The following is a 19,148-nucleotide window of genomic DNA, read 5'->3' on the forward strand; positions in this document are numbered from 1 at the left end:
GCCAATGAACCGCCTGAAGCACGCCGCCAGTCCCTATCTGCTGCAGCACCAGGACAACCCCGTCGACTGGTGGGAGTGGAGTGACGAAGCCTTTGCCGAGGCGCGCGCCAGCAATCGCCCCGTCATGCTCTCCGTCGGCTATGCCGCCTGTCATTGGTGCCATGTCATGGCGCATGAGAGCTTCGAGAACCCTGCCATCGCAGCGGTGATGAACGAGCTCTTCGTCAACATCAAGGTCGATCGCGAGGAGCGACCCGACATCGACCACGTCTATATGAGCGCGCTGCACACCCTCGGAGAGCAGGGCGGCTGGCCGTTGACCATGTTCCTCGACAGCGCGGGCGCACCATTCTGGGGCGGCACCTATTTCCCGCCGACGTCGAGATATGGGCGGCCAGGCTTCAGTGACGTGCTCCGGCAGATCTCCGGCATCTATCGCAGCGACCGCGAGCGCGTCGGGCGCAATGCCTCGGCGATCGCTGAAGCCCTGCAGCAGAGTCTGCAGCGGGTCGCGGGAGCAAGTGAACCCGATCTCGACCACCTCGCCAGTCAGATCGCGCGCCGCTTCGACCGCGACCATGGTGGGCTCGGCGGCGCTCCGAAATTCCCGAACCCGGGCCTGATCGAACTGCTCTGGCGCCATGGGGAGCGTACTCGCGACGAAGCCTCGCGCGACGCCGCCAATCGCACGCTGGTGCAGATGGCGCGCGGCGGAATCCACGATCATCTCGGCGGCGGCCTTGCCCGTTATGCCGTCGATGAGCGCTGGCTGGTGCCGCATTTCGAGAAAATGCTCTACGACAACGCCCAGCTGCTGCCGCTCTACGCACTCGAGGCGGCGCGGACCCACGACCCCCTTCTGCTGGAGGCTGCAGATGGGATCGTCGCCTGGCTGAAACGCGACATGCTTTTGCCGGAAGGCGCCTTCGCCGCCAGCCTCGATGCCGATTCCGAAGGGGTGGAGGGCAAGTTCTACGTCTGGACGCTGGCAGAGCTGGCAGAGGTTCTCGGTCCGGAAGACGCTGCCCTCATCGGCCGCTATTACGACGTGACCGCGGGCGGCAATTGGGAAGGCAACGCCATATTCAACCGGCTGGATACGCTTGATCCCCCGCCGGAGATCGCGGTCAAGCTTGCCGGGCTTCGCACTCGCCTTCTGGCCGTGCGCTCCCAGCGCGTTCCGCCCGGGCGCGACGACAAGATCCTGGCCGACTGGAACGGGCTGATGATCTCCAGCCTCGTCCGGGCCAGCGGCATCCTCGGCCGCAAGGACTGGATCAACCACGCCGCCGACGCTTTTCGTTTCGTTACCGAATCCATGGCTGATGGCGCGGGCCTCGCCCATTCCTACCGTGCCGGCCGGCTGATCGCGCCGGGTTTCGCGCTCGATCACGCTGCCATGGCGGAAGCAGCCCTCGCTTTGCACGACGCCACCGGTGAGCGGCACTACCTCGAACTCGCGGAACGCTGGAGTGGTCATCTCGATCGGCACTACCGCGAGGCTGAATCAGGGCTCTTGCGGATGACTCGGGTCGACTCCGCGGCTCTGCCAGTCGTACCCAGGCCGACTCACGACGACGCCGTGCCCAATGCCAACGGCCTGCACGCAGCCAACCTATTGCGGATCGCGGCCCAGACGGGCCAGCCCGAAGATCGTGCACGAGCCGACCAGTTCCTGGCGATTATATTGGCCGCGGCAGCCCATGCCCCGCTGGCGCATGGCTCGGTGCTCAACGCCTATGACCTTGCCCGCAGCGGCGTCGAGATCGTGCTCGCCGGCCCGGAGCGAGAGGCATTCCGGCAAGCAGCCTTGGCACTACCGCATCTCACGACCATGCTGGTCGACTGTCCCGATCCGAGCGGATTGCCAGCGGAGCATCCAGCCCACGCCTATGCCAGGCAGGCGGGAACAGGCGCCGCCTTCGTTTGCCTGCATGGGCGCTGCCTGCCGCCCGTCACGGAGCCGAATCGATTGGCTGAGGCGGTCGCTGGAGCCCGCTGAGTTCTGCTCGGGACAACGCTCAAAGAAAAAGGCCCCGGCACTGACCCGGGGCCTTTCCAATCTGCTGAGGCGATGAACCCGATCAGGTGTTCATCGAGTCGAAGAACTCGGAGTTCTGCTTGGTCTGGCGCAGCTTGTCCAAAAGGAACTCGATCGCATCCTGCGGGCCCATCGGATTGAGGATGCGACGCAACACATAGGTCTTCTGCAGGTCAGAGCGCGGCGTGATGAGCTCTTCCTTGCGGGTTCCCGACTTGATGATGTCGATCGCCGGGAAGATGCGCTTGTCGGCCACCTTGCGGTCGAGGATGATTTCGGAGTTACCGGTGCCCTTGAACTCCTCGAAGATCACTTCGTCCATGCGGCTGCCGGTGTCGATCAGCGCAGTCGCGACGATGGTCAGCGAGCCACCCTCCTCGATATTGCGGGCGGCGCCGAAGAAGCGCTTCGGCCGCTGCAAGGCGTTGGCGTCGACACCGCCGGTCAGCACCTTGCCGGAGGACGGCACCACCGTGTTATAGGCGCGGCCGAGACGGGTGATCGAGTCGAGCAGGATGACGACGTCGCGGCCATGCTCGACCAGGCGCTTGGCCTTCTCGATCACCATCTCCGCGACCTGGACGTGGCGGGTCGCAGGCTCGTCGAAGGTCGAGGACACGACCTCGCCCTTCACCGAGCGCTGCATGTCCGTGACTTCCTCGGGCCGCTCGTCGATCAGCAGCACGATCAGATAGCACTCGGGGTGATTGGTCGTGATCGACTGCGCGATGTTCTGCAGCAGCACGGTCTTGCCGGTCCGCGGCGGCGCCACGATCAAGGCGCGCTGGCCTTTGCCGATCGGCGCGACGATGTCGATGACGCGCGGCGAAAAGTCCTTCTTGGTCGGATCCTGCACCTCGAGCCTGAGCCGCTCGTCGGGATAGAGCGGCGTCAGATTGTCGAAGTGAATCTTGTGCTTGATCTTCTCCGGATCCTCGAAGTTGATCGTGTTGACCTTGAGCAGGGCGAAATAGCGCTCGCCATCCTTGGGCCCGCGGATCGGGCCTTCGACGGTGTCGCCAGTGCGCAGGCCGAATTTCCGGATCTGCGAAGGCGAGACGTAGATGTCGTCTGGGCCCGGCAGGTAGTTGGAATCGGAGGAGCGCAGGAAGCCAAAGCCGTCCTGCAGTACCTCGACGACGCCTTCGCCGAGGATTTCGGTTTCCTGAGAGGCGAGCTGCTTCAGGATGGCGAACATGAGCTCCTGCTTGCGCATGGTGCTCGCGTTCTCGACCTCCATGCCTTCGGCAAAGGTGAGCAGCTCGGTCGGCGACTTCGCCTTGAGTTCGTGGAGTTTGATTTCCCGCATGGGGTACCCGGAGTAACAGGCCCGCGGTCAGGCAGGCCAGACGGCAGTGGAGGGATCGACGGGACGAAGGGCCTGAAGGCCCGCTTGTCAGGATGTCGTGTCGGCCGAGAAAGCAGCCGCGGCACGAGCCGTCGACGATAGGGAGGACGCGTACAGAAAAGCGCAGAGGCTTGATAACCGCTTTCCCTGCGCCGCTCAAGCGGGAAACCGCAATCGCTCAGAAAGGCTTGACGATCACCAGGATGACAATGCCAGCCATCAGCAGCGCCGGCACCTCGTTGAGGATACGATAGAAGCGCGCCGGCTTGTCATTGCGGTCTTCAGCGAAGGCCCTGACCCTGCCGGCGAGATAGCCATGAATGCCCGACAGCACAAGGACCAGCGCGATCTTGCCATGCAGCCAGCCACCCTTGAAGCCGAACGCGCTCCAGGCAAGGTACAGCCCGAGCACCCAGGCGACGATCATCGAGGGGTTGATGATCCCCTTGAGCAGCCGGCGCTCCATGATCTTGAAGGTCTCGGACTGGATCGATCCGACCTGCGCCTCGGCATGGTAGACCATCAGCCGTGGCAGATAGAGCATCCCCGCCATCCAGGCGATCACCGCCATGACATGGAAGGCCTTGATCCATTCGTAAGCCATCGCGGCAGTCCTCTAGGCTTTAGGCACGAACCAGCTCGACCAGCCGCTCGACATGGGCGATCGGGGTGTCCGGCAGGATGCCATGCCCCAGATTGAAGACGAACGCCCTATCGCCGAATGCCGCACGGATCGCCTCGATCTCGCGATCGAGCTCCGGCCCACCTGTCCGAAGCAATTGCGGATCAAGATGGCCCTGGACGGGCACCAGCGGCTGGATCGCCGCGCACACGAAATTCCGGTCGATCTCGGTCTCGAGCCCGACCGCATCGATGCCCGTCGCACGGACATAATCCGGAATGCCGGCGCCGGCACCACGCGGAAAGCCGATGATCCTTGCTTGCGGATGGCGCGCCCGGACCAGCTCGACAATACGCCTGGTCGGTTCGATCGACCAGCGCTTGAAATCATCCGGGCCAAGCGAGCCCGCCCAGCTGTCGAAAATCTGCACGGCATCGACACCGGCATCGATCTGGGCGTTGAGGTAGGCAGCCGAGTTGACGACGAGTCTGTCGATCAGCCTGGCGAAGAGAGCAGGGTCACGCTGGAACAACTCCTTGGCCGGCCCCTGGTCGGGCGTGCCGCGCCCGGCCACCATATAGGTCGCCACCGTCCAGGGCGCGCCGCAGAAGCCGATCAGCGCAGTGCCATCGGGAAGAGCAGCCTTGACCCGCTTGACGGTCTCGTAGACCGGCGCCAGCACCTCCTGATCGATCTCCTCGCGGATCTCGCCGAAGCGGGCAACATCGGCGACTGGCTCCAGCCTTGGCCCTTCGCCTTGCGCGAACCAGAGCTTCTGCCCAAGCGCATGCGGAATCACCAGGATGTCGGAGAACAGGATCGCCGCATCGAAGCCGAAACGCCGGATCGGCTGCAAGGTGACCTCGGCGGCCCATTCCGGATTGTAGCAGAGATCAAGGAAGCCACCGGCCTTGGCGCGAAGCTCGCGATACTCCGGCAGATATCGGCCAGCCTGCCGCATCAGCCAGAGTGGTGGCTTGGGAAGGATCTCGCCCGAGAGAGCACGCAGGAAAAGGCTTTGGGTCATGAAGCGCACCGGGCTATCCGCCCATCGTCCTAAAAGATTCTTTTCTAAGAGAGTCTTCTGTTTTGACTCTTGGATGGGGGCACATAGCCCGCCCCAAGATTGTCCACAACCGGTCCACAGCTCGCACTCGCCCGAGCCGAGCGAGCCTGATCGAGCCGATCAGTGTTTAAGGGTTTCTTAACGAATTGGATTTCGCTCCGGGGCGCGGCTTGGCGCCGCGTCCAAAAATGATTCACGTGAAACATCCCGATTCCGCCCACAGGTCGATGCCTGTTGAGCGGCGACCCGGGTTTTCCCACCCCCTGACGACAGGCCTTTCGGAGCGCCCGGTTATCCCCAGTTGTCCCAGCCATGTGAATCCCTGCCGGTCTCTCATCATCGAATCGAAAAGGGATTCCCAGGCTGGCTGAACAGCTCTAGAGCTGAGCCGGAGAAAAGGCCGGCGGGGGCGATATAAGCCGTGGCGCGCAATTATTTTCACCTGCACTTGGTCTCCGACGCGACCGGCGAGACCCTGATTGCGGTCAGCCGCGCCGCCGCGGCACAGTACGAGGCCGTCTCGGCGATCGAGCATGTCTACCCGTTGGTCCGGTCCGAGAACCAGTTGTCGCGCGTGCTCGCGGAGATCGAATCCTCGCCGGGCGTCGTGCTCTATACCCTGGTCGAGCCGGAATGGGCCGAGCGGCTCGAGGCCTTCTGCCGTGACATCGGCTGCCCCTGTCTGTCGGTTCTGCAGCCGGTGCTGTCGCTGTTCCAGTCTTATCTCGGCCAGGCCTCGGCGCCGCGTCCCGGCGCGCAACACATGCTCAACGCTGAGTACTTCCGCCGCATCGACGCGATGAACTATACGCTGATGCATGATGACGGGCAGCTCGGCGGCGATCTCGAAAACGCCGATGTCGTCCTCGTCGGCATCAGCCGAACCTCGAAAACCCCGACCAGCATCTATCTCGCCAATCGCGGCATTAAGACCGCAAACATCCCGCTGGTTCCGAACGTGCCACTGCCGGTCGAGCTCGAGGGCCTGAAGAAGCCCTTGATCGTCGGCCTCGTTGCCAGCGCCGAACGCATCATCCAGATTCGGCAGAACCGGCTCCTGTCGCTGAAGGCGGATGACGAGACGCCCTATGTCGATCCCGACGCCGTTGCCGACGAGATCACTCAGTCGCGCCGGCTCTGCGCCCGCAGAGGCTGGCCGGTGATCGACGTCACCCGCCGTTCGATCGAGGAGACGGCTGCCGGCATCCTCGATCTGCTGCGTGATCACCGCATGAAGTTCATCGCAACATGACCGGCCAGGCGACATTCTGGCGCGCGGAAAACCCGCTGATCCTCGCCTCCGGCAGTGCGACCCGGCGGCAGCTGCTTGAGGGGGCAGCGCTTCCGGTCGAGGTGGTCAAGCCGGCAGTCGACGAGCGCGGGATCGAAGCGGATTTCCTCGCCATGGGCGGTCCACCCGCGGGCGTCGCTGCTGCCCTGGCCGAAGCGAAAGCCTTGTCGGTATCGCCTCGGCATCCGGGTCGAATCATTCTCTCGGCCGATCAGATGCTGATTTGCGAAGGCCGGCCCTTCCACAAGCCCGAGGACGCCGCCGCCGCCGAGCGACAGATCGCCCTGCTCGCTGGCCGCAAGCACGAGCTCACATCGGCTTTCACCCTGGTCCGCGATGACTGGATCATCGGCCGCGGCACCAGCAGCGCAACGCTCGTCATGCGCCCGCTGGCGTCAGGCTTCATCAGGGACTATGTCGCGCTCGCCGGCAGCGCGGCAACCAGCAGCGTCGGCGGCTACCAGCTCGAAGGCCTCGGCATCCATCTGTTCGAGGCGATCGAAGGCGATCATTCCACGATCCTCGGCTTGCCGATGCTGAGCCTGCTCGCCACGCTCCGGGGTCTCGACCTCATCGCATGATGCTGAAATCGCCTCGCCCATGACCAGACGCTGCTTCATCATCGGCCACCCCGTCGCGCACTCCCGCTCGCCGCTGATCCACGGTCACTGGCTCGCCGAGTACGGCCTTGCCGGCCGCTATGAGCGCGTCGATGTTCCGCCTGCCGAGGTGCCGGCCTTCATCGGCCGCCTGCGCGCCGGCGAATTCGCAGGCGGCAATGTCACCGTGCCGAACAAGGAGGTCGTGCTGCCGCTGCTGGATGAGGTGAGCGGAACAGCTCGGGCCATGGGCGCCGCCAATACGCTCTGGATGGAAGGCGGCCGGCTCCATGGCGACAATACCGATGCCTATGGCTTCCTCGCCCATCTCGATACCTGCGTGCCGGGCTGGGCCGGGCGGAACATGACCGCGCTCATTCTCGGCGCCGGTGGCGCGGCGCGTGCCGTAATCCATGGCCTTGCCGAGCGCAGGCTCGGTCGCATCCTCTTGGTCAATCGCAGTCCCGAGCGCGCGCTCGAGCTGGCGGCATCGTTGCCCGGGACGGTCGAGGCGCGGCCGTGGCAGGACATCTCGGCCCTGGTGGGTGAGAGCGATCTGATCGTGAACACGACCTCACTCGGCATGCGCGGCCAGCCACCGCTGGAGATCGATCTCTCCGCCTTGCGCCCCGGTACGATCGTCGACGACATCGTCTACGTGCCGCTCGAGACGCCGCTGCTGGCCGAAGCCAGACGGCGCGGTGGCATTCCGGTCGATGGGCTCGGCATGCTGCTGCACCAGGCGGTGCCGGGTTTCGAGCGCTGGTTCGGTGTCCGCCCGCAGGTGACGCCAGAGCTGCGTGCGAAGCTCGAAGGCGATATTCCCCGGGAATGAGCACGATGGTGGAGCCGCTGCGATGACCTTCTTGCTCGGCCTCACCGGTTCGATCGGCATGGGCAAGTCGACGACATCCGAGATGTTTCGCGCCGCCGGCGTGCCCGTCCATGACGCCGACCAAGCGGTGCACGATCTCTACGCCGGTGCCGCTGCCCCGCAGATCGAAGCGGCTTTCCCGGATACGACGGCGAATGGTGTCGTCAACCGCGCCAAGCTCTCGGCAGCGGTGCTGGGGCGGCCCGAGGCGCTGGCGAAGCTCGAGGCCATCGTCCATCCGCTGGTCCGGGCCAAGGAGCAGGCCTTCCTGGCTGAGGCTCGTAAGAGCGGTGCGACCGTTGCCGTGCTCGACATACCGCTCCTGCTCGAGACCGGCGGGGAGGGGCGCTACGATGCCGTCGTCGTCATCACCGCACCGGCGGAAGTTCAGCGCGAGCGCGTCCTCAGCCGTCCCGGCATGACCGAGGAAAAGTTCGCTGCGATCCTCGCCCGTCAGATGCCGGACGCCGAAAAGCGCCGCCGGGCCCACTTCCTTGTGGACACCTCGCGCGGGCTCGTGGCGGCCGAGCATCAGGTCCGCTCTATCCTCAATGCCGTCGCCGGCCGCTTCGGCCGGACCGAAAGGGCGGGCTGACATGCGCGAGATCGTTCTCGATACCGAGACCACCGGCGTCGAGGCGCTGAAGGGTGATCGCATCGTCGAGATCGGCTGCGTCGAGCTGCTCAATCATTGCCCGACCGGCCGCAATTACCACGTCTACATCAATCCCGAGCGGGACATGCCGGACGGCGCCTTCAGGGTACACGGGCTGTCCGAGGCTTTCCTCTCCGACAAACCGGTCTTCGCCGCGATCGCTGCCGATTTCGCCGCCTTCATCGCGGACGCCAAACTCGTCATCCACAACGCCGCCTTCGACGTCGGCTTCATCAACATGGAGTTCGGCCGGCTCGGCTTGCCGGCGATCGTGCCCGCGCTCGTGGTCGATACGCTCGCCATGGCCCGGCGCAAGCATCCCGGCGCCAGCAACAGCCTCGATGCGCTCTGCGCCCGCTATGGCATCGACAACAGCCGCCGGACCAAGCACGGCGCGCTGCTCGACTCCGAGATCCTGGCCGAGGTCTATATCGAGCTGATCGGCGGCAAGCAGACGAGCCTCGGCTTCGGCAGTGCCGCTGCCGGCAAGGCAGGCGCTGGGCTCGCTGTCACAATCGAACGCCCGGTCCGCCAGCGTCCGCTCGCTCCGCGGCTGACGCCGGATGAGCGAGCGGCCCATGAAGCTTTCGTGATGAAGCTCAAGGGGCCGCTCTGGCGCGGCTATCTCGGCGTGCCCGAGGACGTTTGAGGCAAGAGCGCCATGCTCGGGCCCCAAGCCCGAGCATGGCGATTTCTGTTACTCGCCCCGCTTCCGGCTCGCGCGGCGCGACATCATGTTCAGCCCCTCGATCAAGGCCGAGAACGCCATGGCGGCGTAGATGTAGCCCTTCGGGATGTGGGCGCCGAAGCCTTCGCCGATCAGCGTGGCGCCGATCATCAGGAGGAAGCCGAGCGCCAGCATCACGATGGTCGGGTTCTTGTCGATGAAGCGCGCCAGCGGGTCCGCCGCGAGCAGCATCACCAGCACGGCGACGATGACGGCGATCACCATCACCGGGATATGCTCGGTCATGCCGACGGCGGTGATGATGCTGTCGATCGAGAAGACGAGGTCGAGCAGCAGGATCTGGAAGATCACGCCGCCGAAGGTCACGGCCGCGGCCGCGCCGCCATCGAACATGTCAGGCCCGTGATCGGGATCGACCTTGTGATGGATCTCCTTGGTCGCCTTCCAGACCAGGAACAGGCCGCCGGCGATCAGGATGAGGTCGCGCCAGGAGAAGGCCTTGCCGAAGACCGAGAACACCGGGGCGGTCAGCTGCACGATGAAGGCCACGGTCGAGAGCAGGCCGAGCCGCAGGATCAGCGCCAGGCCGATGCCGATCCGCCGGCCGCGCGCACGCTGATGCTCGGGCAGCTTGTTGGTCAGGATCGAGATGAAGATGAGGTTGTCGATACCGAGGACGACCTCCATGGCGATCAGGGCGCCGAGCGCCGCCCAGACAGTTGGGTCGGCGGCGAGCGTCATAAGGGAATCCATGGAAGTCGTGAACCTCGCGGGAACGGCGCACCGGAATGGCGGCCTCTGGCCCGCGGGACATGGAAACGATCTGGTGATTCCACAACGGCTGTGGCCAACAAAAAAGAGCCCCGAAGGGCTCTTTCCAGCGAAATTCGCGATGCCAGCCGCTGTTCAGGCGTTCGGCGTGCCCTGCTGCGCCTGCATCTCCTCGAGGCGCTGGCGGTAAAGCGACGCGAAATCGATCGGGTCGATATAGAGGGGCGGGAAGCCGCCATTGCGCACGGCTTCGGCGACGATCGCGCGGGCGAAGGGGAAAAGCAGGCGCGGGCAGTCGATCATCACGACCGCATGCACCTGCTCCTGCGGCACGCCCTGGATGCGGAAGACGCCGGCATAGCTGAGCTCGAAGGCGAACAGCGTCTCGTCGTTCAGCGTCGCCTTGCCCTCGAGCGTCAGGATCGTCTCGATGTCGTTCTCACCGAGCGCATTGGCATGGACGTTGACCTGCAGGCCGATCTGCGGCCCGCCCTGCTGTTGCTGCTGCTGGATCAGCGAGCGGGGAGCATTGGGGTTCTCGAAGGAGAAATCCTTGATGTACTGGACCAGCGTATTGAGGCTGGGCCCCTGCTGGTCGGCGGCGCCGGCGCCGTTGCCGTTTTCGTTGGCCATCGGTCCCATCTTGTCTTTACGAAAATCCTCAGGAAATTCCGTGCCGCGGCCGGAATTGCCCGGCAAAGCGGCGGCGCCGGGCTCGCGTCGGCTATCATGGCAGCGGGGCTGGCACAAGCGAAGCACGCTATCCGCGCCCTTGTCGCACCCCGGGGGTGGATGTTACGAGCCTCCCTCACCATATCCGTTCGATGACGGGCGGCAGAAGCACGCCCGCGCGGGAACGAGTTTTCGAGGTTCGGATCAGCCGGCGATGCAGAATTTCGATATGACGACCCTGGTCTTCCTGGCCCTGGCCGTTTTCGTCGCCTGGAAACTGCGCTCGGTTCTGGGCCAGAAGACCGGGCACGAGAAACCGCCGGTCGATCCGTTCGCGCGCCGAGAGACCCCGCCGATGCGGCCCGATCAGCCGGGCAATGGCGAGCGGCGCGACAATGTGGTCCGCCTGCCGGGTGCCGCCAACGATGCGGCGGCTGCCCCGGTGGCGGATGCGGAACGTTGGAAGGATATTGCCGAGCCTGGCTCGCCAATCGCCGTCGGTCTCGACGCGATTGTTCGTCAGGAACCGCGCTTCGAACCGCAGGGTTTCCTCGTCGGTGCGAAATCGGCCTACGAGACCATCGTCACCGCCTTTGCCCGCGGCGACCGGAAGACCTTGAAGGGCCTGCTTGCCAAGGAAGTCTATGACGGCTTCGAGCAGGCCATCGCCGAACGCGAGAAGCGCGCCGAGAAGGCCGAGTCCAATTTCGTCTCGATCGACAAGGCCGAGATCACCGCGGTTGACGTCAAGGGCAAGGCCGCTCAGGTCACCATCGCCTTCGTCTCGCAGCTGATCAGCGCGGTCCGCGATGCGCAGGGCAATGTCGTCGACGGCAGCGCCGATGCGGTCTCCGAGGTCAACGACGTCTGGACCTTCGCGCGCCAGCTCGGCAGCCGCGATCCGAACTGGCTGCTGGTCGCCACCGAATCGGCCGCGTGATCCGTGCTGCCGGTCTCGTTCTGGGGCTTCTGGCTGCAGGGCTGTCGATGACCGGCGCGCAAGCTTCACCTCCGCCTCTTCCGTCGGGCGCCCGGGCCGAGCCCGTGGCGCCCGCTTCGCTTAGTGGCTGGAGCGCCGACGATCAGCGCGCCATCCTCGGCCTGTTTGCGAAGGGCTGCGAGACCGATCCGCCACTGCGGCAAGGCACTGTTCCACCCCCCGCTCTGCCGGCTTTGTGCACGAAAGCGGCAGCCCTGCTCGCTGGGCCTGACGTGAACCCGGACGCGGCCCGCCGCTTCTTCGAGGACAATTTCGCCTTCTGGCGCATCCGCCCGGCCGGTTCTGAGCGCGGTTTCATGACCGGTTATTTCGAGCCGGAGTTCGAGGGCTCGCTGACCCGGTCCGATGCCTTCCTGACGCCGCTCTATGGGCGCCCGGCCGATCTCGTGACCAAGATGCCGGGCGACAACTGGCCCGGGCTCGATTCCGCCCTGACATCGGCGCGCCGGACGGCCAAGGGGCTGGAGCCTTTCCCGGATCGCACCGCGATCGAGGAGGGCGCGCTTGCCGGCCAGGGTCTGGAGATCCTCTGGATGCGCGATCCCGTCGATCGCTTCGTCCTGCAGGTCCAGGGCTCGGGCCGCATCCGCTTGCCGGACGGCAAGGTGACGCGCCTGGTCTATTCAGGGCGCAACGGCCACCCCTATACCTCGCTCGGACGCGAGCTCAGCCGACGCGAGAACATCCCGCCCGAGCAGATGACGATGGACAAACTCATCGCCCGGCTGAAAGCCGATGCCGGCTTTGCCCGCGAACTGATCCGCCTCAACCGCTCCTTCGTCTTCTTCGCCCGCAACGATGATCTCCCGGCCGGCTCCGGCCCGATCGGCGGTGCCGGCCTGCCGCTGACTCCGCTGCGCAGCGTCGCGGTCGACCGCTCGCTCTGGCCCTATGGCATGCCGGCCTGGATCGAGACCGAGATCCCCGACGGCAAGGGCGGCAGCGAGAAGCTGACCCGGCTCATGCTGGCGCAGGACACGGGAACGGCGATCGTCGGCCCGGCCCGGATCGATCTCTTCGTCGGCTCGGGCGCTGAGGCCGGCCATCGCGCCGGACTGATCCGGCACCCCGTCGATTTCATCGTGCTCTGGCCGCGCTGAGCCATGCGCCGGCGCGGCAAGCTCCTTTCCGAAGCGGAACTCGCGCTCTGGCGCCAGGTCGCGCGCACGGTCAAGCCGCTGCCCGGGCGGGCACCTGTCGAGGTCGAGCCGGAAACGGCGCAGGAGAAGCCCGTCCCGGCTGCGGAAAGCGCTCCGTCTTCGGCCGTGCTCATACCCCCTCGGCCGTCCGCAAAGCCTGCGCCGCCGCCGCTGGTGCCGCTGGAGCGGCGCATGCGTACGCAGCTGCGCAGGGGCCAGCAGGGCGTCGAGGCGGTGATCGACCTGCACGGCCTGCGCCAGGACGAGGCACACTCCGCCCTTCGCGGCTTCCTGCGCCTGCAGCAGCAGCGCGGCGCGAAGCTCGTGCTGGTGGTGACCGGCAAGGGCATCGCCGGTGATGTGCCTTATGGCGAGGAGCGCGGCATCCTGCGCCGCAACGTCCCGCACTGGCTGCGCCTGCCCGATCTGCGGCCGCTGGTGCTCGGCTTCGACGAGGCCGAGCAGCGCCATGGCGGCGCCGGCGCGCTCTATATCCGCCTGCGCCGCAGCCGGGAGGCCGGCTGATGACGCCCTTCGGCCGCCGTGTCCGCGAATTGCGTGCTGCCCGCGGCGTCACCCTGGCGCAGATGGCGCAGGCGCTCGGCGTCACCCCGGCCTATCTCTCGGCTCTTGAGCACGGCAAGCGCGGCCAGCCGACCTTCACCCTGATCCAGGGCGCGATCCATCATCTCGGCGTGATCTGGGACGAGGCCGACGAGCTGATCCGCCTCGCCGAGCTCTCCCATCCGCGCGTGGTGATCGACACGGCAGGCCTCGAACCGGAGGCGACATTGTTTGCCAACCGCCTCGCCCATGAGGTGGAGTGGCTCGGCCCGTCCGATCTCGCGGCACTGACTTCGATCCTCGACAGTGCCGCGCGCCGCCGCGGCAGCGCTTGACCTCGCCTGCCGGCAATGCCACACGCCGCCATCCTCCCGCCATCACGGATCGTTTCATGACCTCCAAGCGCTACGACGTGCTCGCCTTGGGCAATGCCATCGTCGACGTCTTCGCCTCGGCGGAGGAAGACTTCCTGGCGAAGTACGAGCTGGTCAAAGGCTCGATGGCGCTGATCGACGAACCGCGGGCCGAGCTGCTCTATGGCGCGATGGGTCCGGGCAAGGTCGTCTCGGGCGGCTCGGCCGCCAATACGATCGCCGGCCTCGCCTCCTTCGGCGGCAAGGGCGCCTTCATCGGCAAGGTCAAGGCCGACGAGCTCGGCAAGCTCTATCGCCACGACCTGACCTCGCTCGGCGTCGCCTTCGAGACCGCAGCGGCGAACGAGGGTCCGGCGACGGCGCGCTCCTTCATCATCGTCACGCCGGATGGCGAGCGCACGATGAACACCTATCTCGGCGCCTGCCAGGGCCTGTCGCCGGCCGATGTCGATGCTGCGACGGTCGAGAATGCTGATATCGTCTATCTCGAAGGCTATCTCTGGGATCCGCCGGCGGCCAAGGACGCCTTCCGCAAGGCCTCGGAACTCGCCCACAAGGCCGGCGGCCGCGTCGCCATCACCCTGTCGGATTCCTTCTGCGTCGACCGCTATCGCGACGAGTTCCTCGGCCTGGTCCGCAACGGCCTGGTCGATCTCGTCTTCGCCAACGAGCACGAGCTCAAGAGCCTCTACCAGAGCGCGGACTTTGACACGGCGCTGGCAGCGATGCGGGCGGAGAACATCCTCGCCGTCATTACCCGTTCCGAGAATGGTGCGCTGGCGCTGACGCCGGACGGCGTCGTGGCCGAGCCGGTCTTCCCGATCGAGCGCGTCGTCGACGCGACCGGCGCCGGCGACCTCTTCGCCGCCGGCTTCCTGCATGGCCTGACCTCGGGCCGCGAGGCGCGCGACTGCCTGCGACTTGGCGCGCTCGCTGCCGCTGAGGTGATCAGCCATGTCGGCGCGCGCCCGGACGTCAACCTGAAGACGCTCGCCGGCAATAACGGCCTGCTCTGAGGGAAAAGGGCGGCCGTTCAGGCCGCCCGCTTCAGCCCCGTCGCGCTCCAGATCTCGCTGAGGGCGCCGACCAGGGCGGCGATGTCCTCGTCCGAATGCAGCGGTGTCGGGGTGATCCGCAAGCGCTCGGTGCCGCGCGCCACGGTCGGGTAGTTGATCGGCTGGACGTAGATCGCGAAGCGCTCCAGCAGCTCGTCGCTGATCCGCTTGCACAGGGCGGCATCGCCGACCATCACCGGCACGATATGGCTGGGATTGGGCAGGTGCGGGATGCCGGCCTGATCGAGCTGCCCGCGCAGCTTGCGTACCCGGTCCTGCTGGCCCTCACGCTCGGCCGAGCTCGTCTTGAGATGGCGGATCGCCGCCAGCGCTCCTGCAGCGAGCGTCGGCGGCAGCGAGCTCGAGAAGATGAAGCCCGAGGCGAAGCTGCGGATGAAGTCGCACAAGGCCGCCGAGCCGGTGACATAGCCGCCCATCACGCCGAAGGACTTGGCCAGCGTGCCCTCGATCAGATCGAGCCGGCGGCTGAGCCCGTCGCGCTCGCTGACGCCGCCGCCGCGCGGCCCGTAGAGCCCGACGGCATGGACCTCGTCGATATAGGTCATCGCGCCGAACTCCTCGGCGAGGTCGCAGAACTCGGCGATCGGGGCGATGTCGCCATCCATCGAATAGACCGACTCGAAAGCGATCAGCTTTGGCCTGTTACGGTCGATGCTCGCAAGCTTGCGGCGCAGGTCCTGCGCATCGTTATGGGCGAAGATCAGCTTCTCGGCGCGCGAATGCCGGATGCCCTCGATCATCGAGGCATGGTTGGCCGCGTCGGTCAGCACGACGCAGCCGGGAATGCGCGCGGCCAGCGTCGAGAGCGAGGCCCAGTTCGACATGTAGCCGGAGTTGAACAGCAGCGCCGCTTCCTTGCCGTGCAGGTCGGCGAGCTCGCGCTCCAGCAGGACATGATAATGATTGGTGCCGGCAATGTTGCGGGTTCCGCCGGCGCCGGCGCCGCAGTTGTCGAGCGCCTCGCGCATCGCAGCGAGCACGGCAGGGTGCTGGCCCATGCCGAGATAATCGTTCGAGCACCAGACGATGACCTCGCGCGGGCCATTCGGACCGTGGAAGGCGGCGCGGGGAAAGCGGCCGGCCCGGCGCTCGAGATCGGCGAAGACGCGGTAGCGGCCCTCGGCCTTGAGGCCGTCGAGTTCGCTGCGGAAAAAGGCTTCGAAATCCATGAGTGACGCTCCTGGCGGCACCTTTGAGGGATTCCAGGCGCGGGGTAAAGGCGCGCCAATGTCGCGCCGCAGCAAGGCCGCGGCGCCCAGATCCTAGCGCAGGCCACGCCACCTCGTGCAAGGAGCTTTTCGTTTTCGGGCGGGAATGGGCCTTTCCCTTTGCTGCGCCGGCCCGTTAGATCGGTCGCGAAGCTGACGAGGAACTGGTCATGGCGGTAACGATCGACGGACGGACCCTGAAGGGCAAGCAGGTGCTGCGCGTGGCCCGGCCTGGGGCCTCCGGCCGCTATGAGAAGGCGAATCTCGCGCCGGCAGCGCGCGCGGCGATCGCGGCGACGCGCGCCCATATCGACGCCAATTTCATGAACGACGAAGCCCCGTTCATGTACTCCTTCAACACCGGCGTTGGCCTGTTCAAGGACCAGCGCGTGCTGATGTCGGAGATGACCGAATATCAGCGCAAGAGCGTCTATGCCCACGCTACCGGCATCGGCGAGCCCTTCCCGGAGGATGTGACGCGCGCCACCATGCTGCTGCGTGCCAACGCCTTCGCCTCGAATTATTCCGGCCCGCAGGTCGCCCTGGTCGAGCGCCTGCTCGCCTGCCTCAATGCCGGCATTCATCCGGTGATCCCGCAGAAGGGCTCGGTCGGCGCCTCCGGCGACCTCGCCCCGCTCGCCCATATGTCGGCGGCGGTCTGCGGCTTCGAGGAAGGGGAGGCCGTTTACAAGGGCAAGCGGATGAAGGCTCGCGACGCCCTCGCCAGGGCCGGGCTGGAGCCCGATTTCAAGCTCGGCGCCAAGGATGCCTCGGCCCTGATCAACGGCTCGACGGTGTCGCTGGCGCTCGGTGTGCTCGCGACCGAGGACGCCAGGCGCTTGATCAAGGCTGCCGATATCGGCCTTGCGCTCTCGCTCGAAGCGATGCGCGGCGAGCTTGCCGCCTTCGATCCGCGCGTCCACGCTGCCCGGCCGCATCCCGGCCAGGCGCTGGTGGCGCGCAATCTTCTGAAGATCACGCAGGGCTCGAAGCGCTGCTCGGCCTCGGCCCGCGAGACGATCTATCCCGACGAGATCGGCCGCACGCCTGGCAAGCCGCCGGCACCGCGCGTTCAGGACGTCTATTCTCTGCGCTGCGCCCCGCAGGTGCATGGGCCGGCTCGCGAGGCACTCGACTATGTCAGCCGGATCATCGCAACCGAGACCAATTCGGCGACCGACAACCCGCTGATCTTCCCGGAGGATGACGGCTATCGCGTCATTTCCGGTGGCCATTTCCACGGCCAGTATGTCGCCCAGGCGATGGACCTGCTCGCGATCGCGATGACCGATCTCGGCTCGATCTGCGAGCGCCGCCTCGCCCGCCTGGTCGATCCGACTTTGAGCTACGGCCTGCCGCGCAACCTGCTCGCCGGCAAGCGCGGCCTCAACACCGGTTTTGCCACGGTGCAGTGCTCGATGTCGGCCCTGGTGATGGAGAACCGTACCCTGTCTTCGCCGGGTTCGGTCGACTCAATCCCCGGCAAGTCGAACGCCGAGGACCATGTCTCGAACTCGACCTGGTGCGGACGCAAGGCGCGCACCATCGTCGAGAACGTCGAGATGATCATCGCCGCCGAGATCCTGATGGCCTGCCAGGCGCTCTCGCTGATCGCCGAGACCGCCGAGGCCCATCCGCTCGGCAAGGGCACGCAGGCGGCGCTCGACGCGCTGCGCGAGACGATCCCGCCGGCGCTCGACGGTGACCGCTGGTACGCCGCCGAGATGAACCAGGCGACGGCTCTGGTGCGCTCCGGCGCGATCGTCGAGGCGGTCGAGGCGGTGGTTGGGGGATTGGAGTAGTTCTGGAGCTGCTCTCACAGAAAAGACTAGCGGCGATTCGCATTCGAGGTCGGCCGGAGGGCCAATTGCCCCCTTCGACCCATGCGCCGAACGTCTGGGCAAGCCGAAGTGACTACCACGTCGAAAGACGGGGAGATTGCCAGGAGGGCCCTTAGACCAATGAGATCAAAGGCTTATCTATAAACATTCGCGTTACGTTCTGGTCTAGCAGTTGTGGATAGTGGGGACATAGCCACCATCCCTTGACGAAAAATCGAATCGTCGACATGAATCGGGCCGCTCGCGCTGCAACGCGGGCGGCCCGTAAATGAGTGTGGCATTCCCAGTTTGGGGCCCCACACGCAAGTGCTGCTAAGCGGTCAAACTTTTGAGTCGACCGATTCCGCTTGTCAAGGCCCCGATCGCCTTCTCGTGTTGGAGGTCGACATGTCGATGTCAGCCACTTATCGCGTGCCACTTGGCACGCGTATCCGCACGGGCGAACGTTGCCCTGAGAGCGGCGTGTGGAGGGTCGAAGGCTATCCTTCGACGACTGCGCCAATCGCCAAGGGCAATGTGATGCCCCCGTACGGTGGTCGCGCAGTTATCTGGATTCTGTCCAGCTACGCGTGATTGAAAGTAAGCGTGCCCCGCATTAGTGCGGGGCACTGCTCAATACAACGTCGCCTTGACCCGCTCCGGCAGCGCCTTGTCATAGGCTTCGCCGTCGAACGCCTCTGCGGTCGCGCGCGCCGAGATGTCGCGCAGGATCGTGCCGGCGCTCGGCAGCGAGCGCTTGTCGACCTGCGCCGCCGGGTTCCAGAGATCGGCCCGCACCACCGCCCGTGAGCACTGGAAGTAGGCGGCCTCGACCGTGACCACCATCACGCAGGCGGGCAGTTTCCCCGCCATCTCGAAGCGCGCGCACAGCTCAGGATCGGTCGAGAGCACCGCTGTGCCGTTCACACGCAGGGTTTCGCCGTAACCGGGGATCAGAAAGAGCATTCCGATTCGATTATCAGACAGAAGATTTTTCAACGAATCCAGACGGTTATTGCCTCTTCTGTCCGGAATCAGCAGCGTTCTCGCGTCGCTGACGGTGACAAAGCCCGGCTGATCCCCACGCGGTGAGCAATCCAGCCCGTCCGGACCATTGGTCGCGAGCACGAAAAACGGCGAGGCCGCGATCAGAGCGCCGTAGTTGGCGTCGATATGATCGATCTCCTTGATGACGGAGGCCGGCGCGACCGGGTTCGGATAAAGCGCTGCAAGCTGCTCGGGCGAGGTGATGCGGTGCGCGGTCATGCCAGCCTCCGAAGACAATAAGTCTAGACTATTTGAATTCGCTGCAGCGCACCAGAGGGCGATCCAAAGAAAAC

Annotated in this window: 19 protein-coding genes; 12 read left to right on the forward strand and 7 right to left on the reverse strand. The window is 65.8% G+C overall.

The genetic code is table 11. The features are described 5' to 3' along the window. The first annotated feature begins 4 nt into the window (after positions 1-4). Positions 5-2,002 carry a thioredoxin domain-containing protein gene (locus tag ACWIGM_RS25820; protein WP_454028839.1) on the forward strand — a complete coding sequence of 666 codons (1,998 nt, stop codon included), beginning with the start codon at positions 5-7 and terminating at the stop codon, positions 2,000-2,002. An 82-nt stretch (positions 2,003-2,084) separates the two neighbouring features. Here the strand turns inward: ACWIGM_RS25820 and rho are convergent, their stop codons facing one another. The 3 genes from rho to hemE all read right to left on the reverse strand — a co-directional run bounded on the left by rho (position 2,085) and on the right by hemE (position 5,038). Next, complete coding sequence (gene rho, locus ACWIGM_RS25825) at positions 2,085-3,350, reverse strand: transcription termination factor Rho (RefSeq protein ID WP_091835939.1); 1,266 nt, start codon at positions 3,348-3,350, stop codon at positions 2,085-2,087. Between the two features lie 217 nt (positions 3,351-3,567). Then, the gene (hemJ, locus tag ACWIGM_RS25830; protein WP_454028840.1) at positions 3,568-3,993 is read right to left on the reverse strand and encodes a protoporphyrinogen oxidase HemJ; all 426 of its coding nucleotides are present in this window, start codon (positions 3,991-3,993) and stop codon (positions 3,568-3,570) included. Positions 3,994-4,012: 19 nt separating this feature from the next. Next, positions 4,013-5,038, reverse strand: a complete 1,026-nt coding sequence (gene hemE, locus ACWIGM_RS25835; RefSeq protein ID WP_454028841.1) for a uroporphyrinogen decarboxylase — start codon at positions 5,036-5,038, stop codon at positions 4,013-4,015. Between the two features lie 460 nt (positions 5,039-5,498). Between hemE and ACWIGM_RS25840 the strand changes: the two genes are divergently transcribed. From ACWIGM_RS25840 to dnaQ, 5 genes are read left to right on the forward strand one after another with little or no spacing between them, the layout of a single operon-like run. After that, positions 5,499-6,329 carry a pyruvate, water dikinase regulatory protein gene (locus tag ACWIGM_RS25840; protein WP_454028842.1) on the forward strand — a complete coding sequence of 277 codons (831 nt, stop codon included), beginning with the start codon at positions 5,499-5,501 and terminating at the stop codon, positions 6,327-6,329. After that, complete coding sequence (locus ACWIGM_RS25845) at positions 6,326-6,949, forward strand: Maf family protein (protein WP_454028843.1); 624 nt, start codon at positions 6,326-6,328, stop codon at positions 6,947-6,949. The genes ACWIGM_RS25840 and ACWIGM_RS25845 overlap by 4 nt, the downstream gene beginning before the upstream one ends. Positions 6,950-6,968: 19 nt before the next feature. Continuing rightward, positions 6,969-7,802 carry a shikimate dehydrogenase gene (locus ACWIGM_RS25850; RefSeq protein ID WP_454028844.1) on the forward strand — a complete coding sequence of 278 codons (834 nt, stop codon included), beginning with the start codon at positions 6,969-6,971 and terminating at the stop codon, positions 7,800-7,802. Positions 7,803-7,824: 22 nt separating this feature from the next. Continuing rightward, positions 7,825-8,436, forward strand: a complete 612-nt coding sequence (gene coaE / locus ACWIGM_RS25855) for a dephospho-CoA kinase (protein ID WP_454028845.1) — start codon at positions 7,825-7,827, stop codon at positions 8,434-8,436. Position 8,437: 1 nt separating this feature from the next. Then, entirely contained in the window at positions 8,438-9,145 is a 708-nt protein-coding gene (gene dnaQ, locus ACWIGM_RS25860; RefSeq protein ID WP_454028846.1) for a DNA polymerase III subunit epsilon, read from the forward strand. A 48-nt stretch (positions 9,146-9,193) separates the two neighbouring features. Here the strand turns inward: dnaQ and ACWIGM_RS25865 are convergent, their stop codons facing one another. Together ACWIGM_RS25865 and secB are read right to left on the reverse strand one after the other, a co-directional pair. Further along, positions 9,194-9,937: a TerC family protein gene (locus ACWIGM_RS25865; RefSeq protein ID WP_454028847.1), complete on the reverse strand. Its 744-nt coding sequence runs from the start codon at positions 9,935-9,937 to the stop codon at positions 9,194-9,196. Positions 9,938-10,090: 153 nt separating this feature from the next. Then, positions 10,091-10,597, reverse strand: a complete 507-nt coding sequence (secB, locus tag ACWIGM_RS25870) for a protein-export chaperone SecB (protein ID WP_454028848.1) — start codon at positions 10,595-10,597, stop codon at positions 10,091-10,093. A gap of 244 nt (positions 10,598-10,841) precedes the next feature. Between secB and ACWIGM_RS25875 the strand changes: the two genes are divergently transcribed. From ACWIGM_RS25875 to ACWIGM_RS25895, 5 genes are all read left to right on the forward strand, one after another. After that, entirely contained in the window at positions 10,842-11,567 is a 726-nt protein-coding gene (locus ACWIGM_RS25875) for a Tim44/TimA family putative adaptor protein (RefSeq protein ID WP_454028849.1), read from the forward strand. Positions 11,568-11,671: 104 nt separating this feature from the next. Continuing rightward, complete coding sequence (gene mltA / locus ACWIGM_RS25880) at positions 11,672-12,727, forward strand: murein transglycosylase A (protein ID WP_454028850.1); 1,056 nt, start codon at positions 11,672-11,674, stop codon at positions 12,725-12,727. A 3-nt stretch (positions 12,728-12,730) separates the two neighbouring features. After that, positions 12,731-13,291: a Smr/MutS family protein gene (locus ACWIGM_RS25885; RefSeq protein WP_454028851.1), complete on the forward strand. Its 561-nt coding sequence runs from the start codon at positions 12,731-12,733 to the stop codon at positions 13,289-13,291. Further along, a complete protein-coding gene (locus tag ACWIGM_RS25890) occupies positions 13,291-13,665 on the forward strand; it encodes a helix-turn-helix domain-containing protein (RefSeq protein ID WP_454028852.1) in 375 nt (124 codons plus the stop codon). Before ACWIGM_RS25885 ends, ACWIGM_RS25890 begins: the two co-directional genes overlap by 1 nt. A 56-nt stretch (positions 13,666-13,721) precedes the next feature. Then, positions 13,722-14,720, forward strand: a complete 999-nt coding sequence (locus ACWIGM_RS25895) for an adenosine kinase (RefSeq protein ID WP_454028853.1) — start codon at positions 13,722-13,724, stop codon at positions 14,718-14,720. Positions 14,721-14,737: 17 nt separating this feature from the next. Here the strand turns inward: ACWIGM_RS25895 and hemA are convergent, their stop codons facing one another. After that, entirely contained in the window at positions 14,738-15,949 is a 1,212-nt protein-coding gene (gene hemA, locus ACWIGM_RS25900) for a 5-aminolevulinate synthase (RefSeq protein ID WP_454028854.1), read from the reverse strand. Between the two features lie 209 nt (positions 15,950-16,158). Here hemA and ACWIGM_RS25905 point away from each other — a divergent pair, with 209 nt between their 5' ends. Then, positions 16,159-17,790 carry an HAL/PAL/TAL family ammonia-lyase gene (locus ACWIGM_RS25905; RefSeq protein ID WP_454028855.1) on the forward strand — a complete coding sequence of 544 codons (1,632 nt, stop codon included), beginning with the start codon at positions 16,159-16,161 and terminating at the stop codon, positions 17,788-17,790. 651 nt (positions 17,791-18,441) lie between these two features. Here ACWIGM_RS25905 and ACWIGM_RS25910 read toward each other — a convergent pair. After that, positions 18,442-19,074 carry a pyridoxamine 5'-phosphate oxidase family protein gene (locus ACWIGM_RS25910; protein WP_454028856.1) on the reverse strand — a complete coding sequence of 211 codons (633 nt, stop codon included), beginning with the start codon at positions 19,072-19,074 and terminating at the stop codon, positions 18,442-18,444. Positions 19,075-19,148: the final 74 nt, after the last annotated feature.

It is taken from the genome of Allobosea sp. NPDC055332, assembly GCF_053645455.1.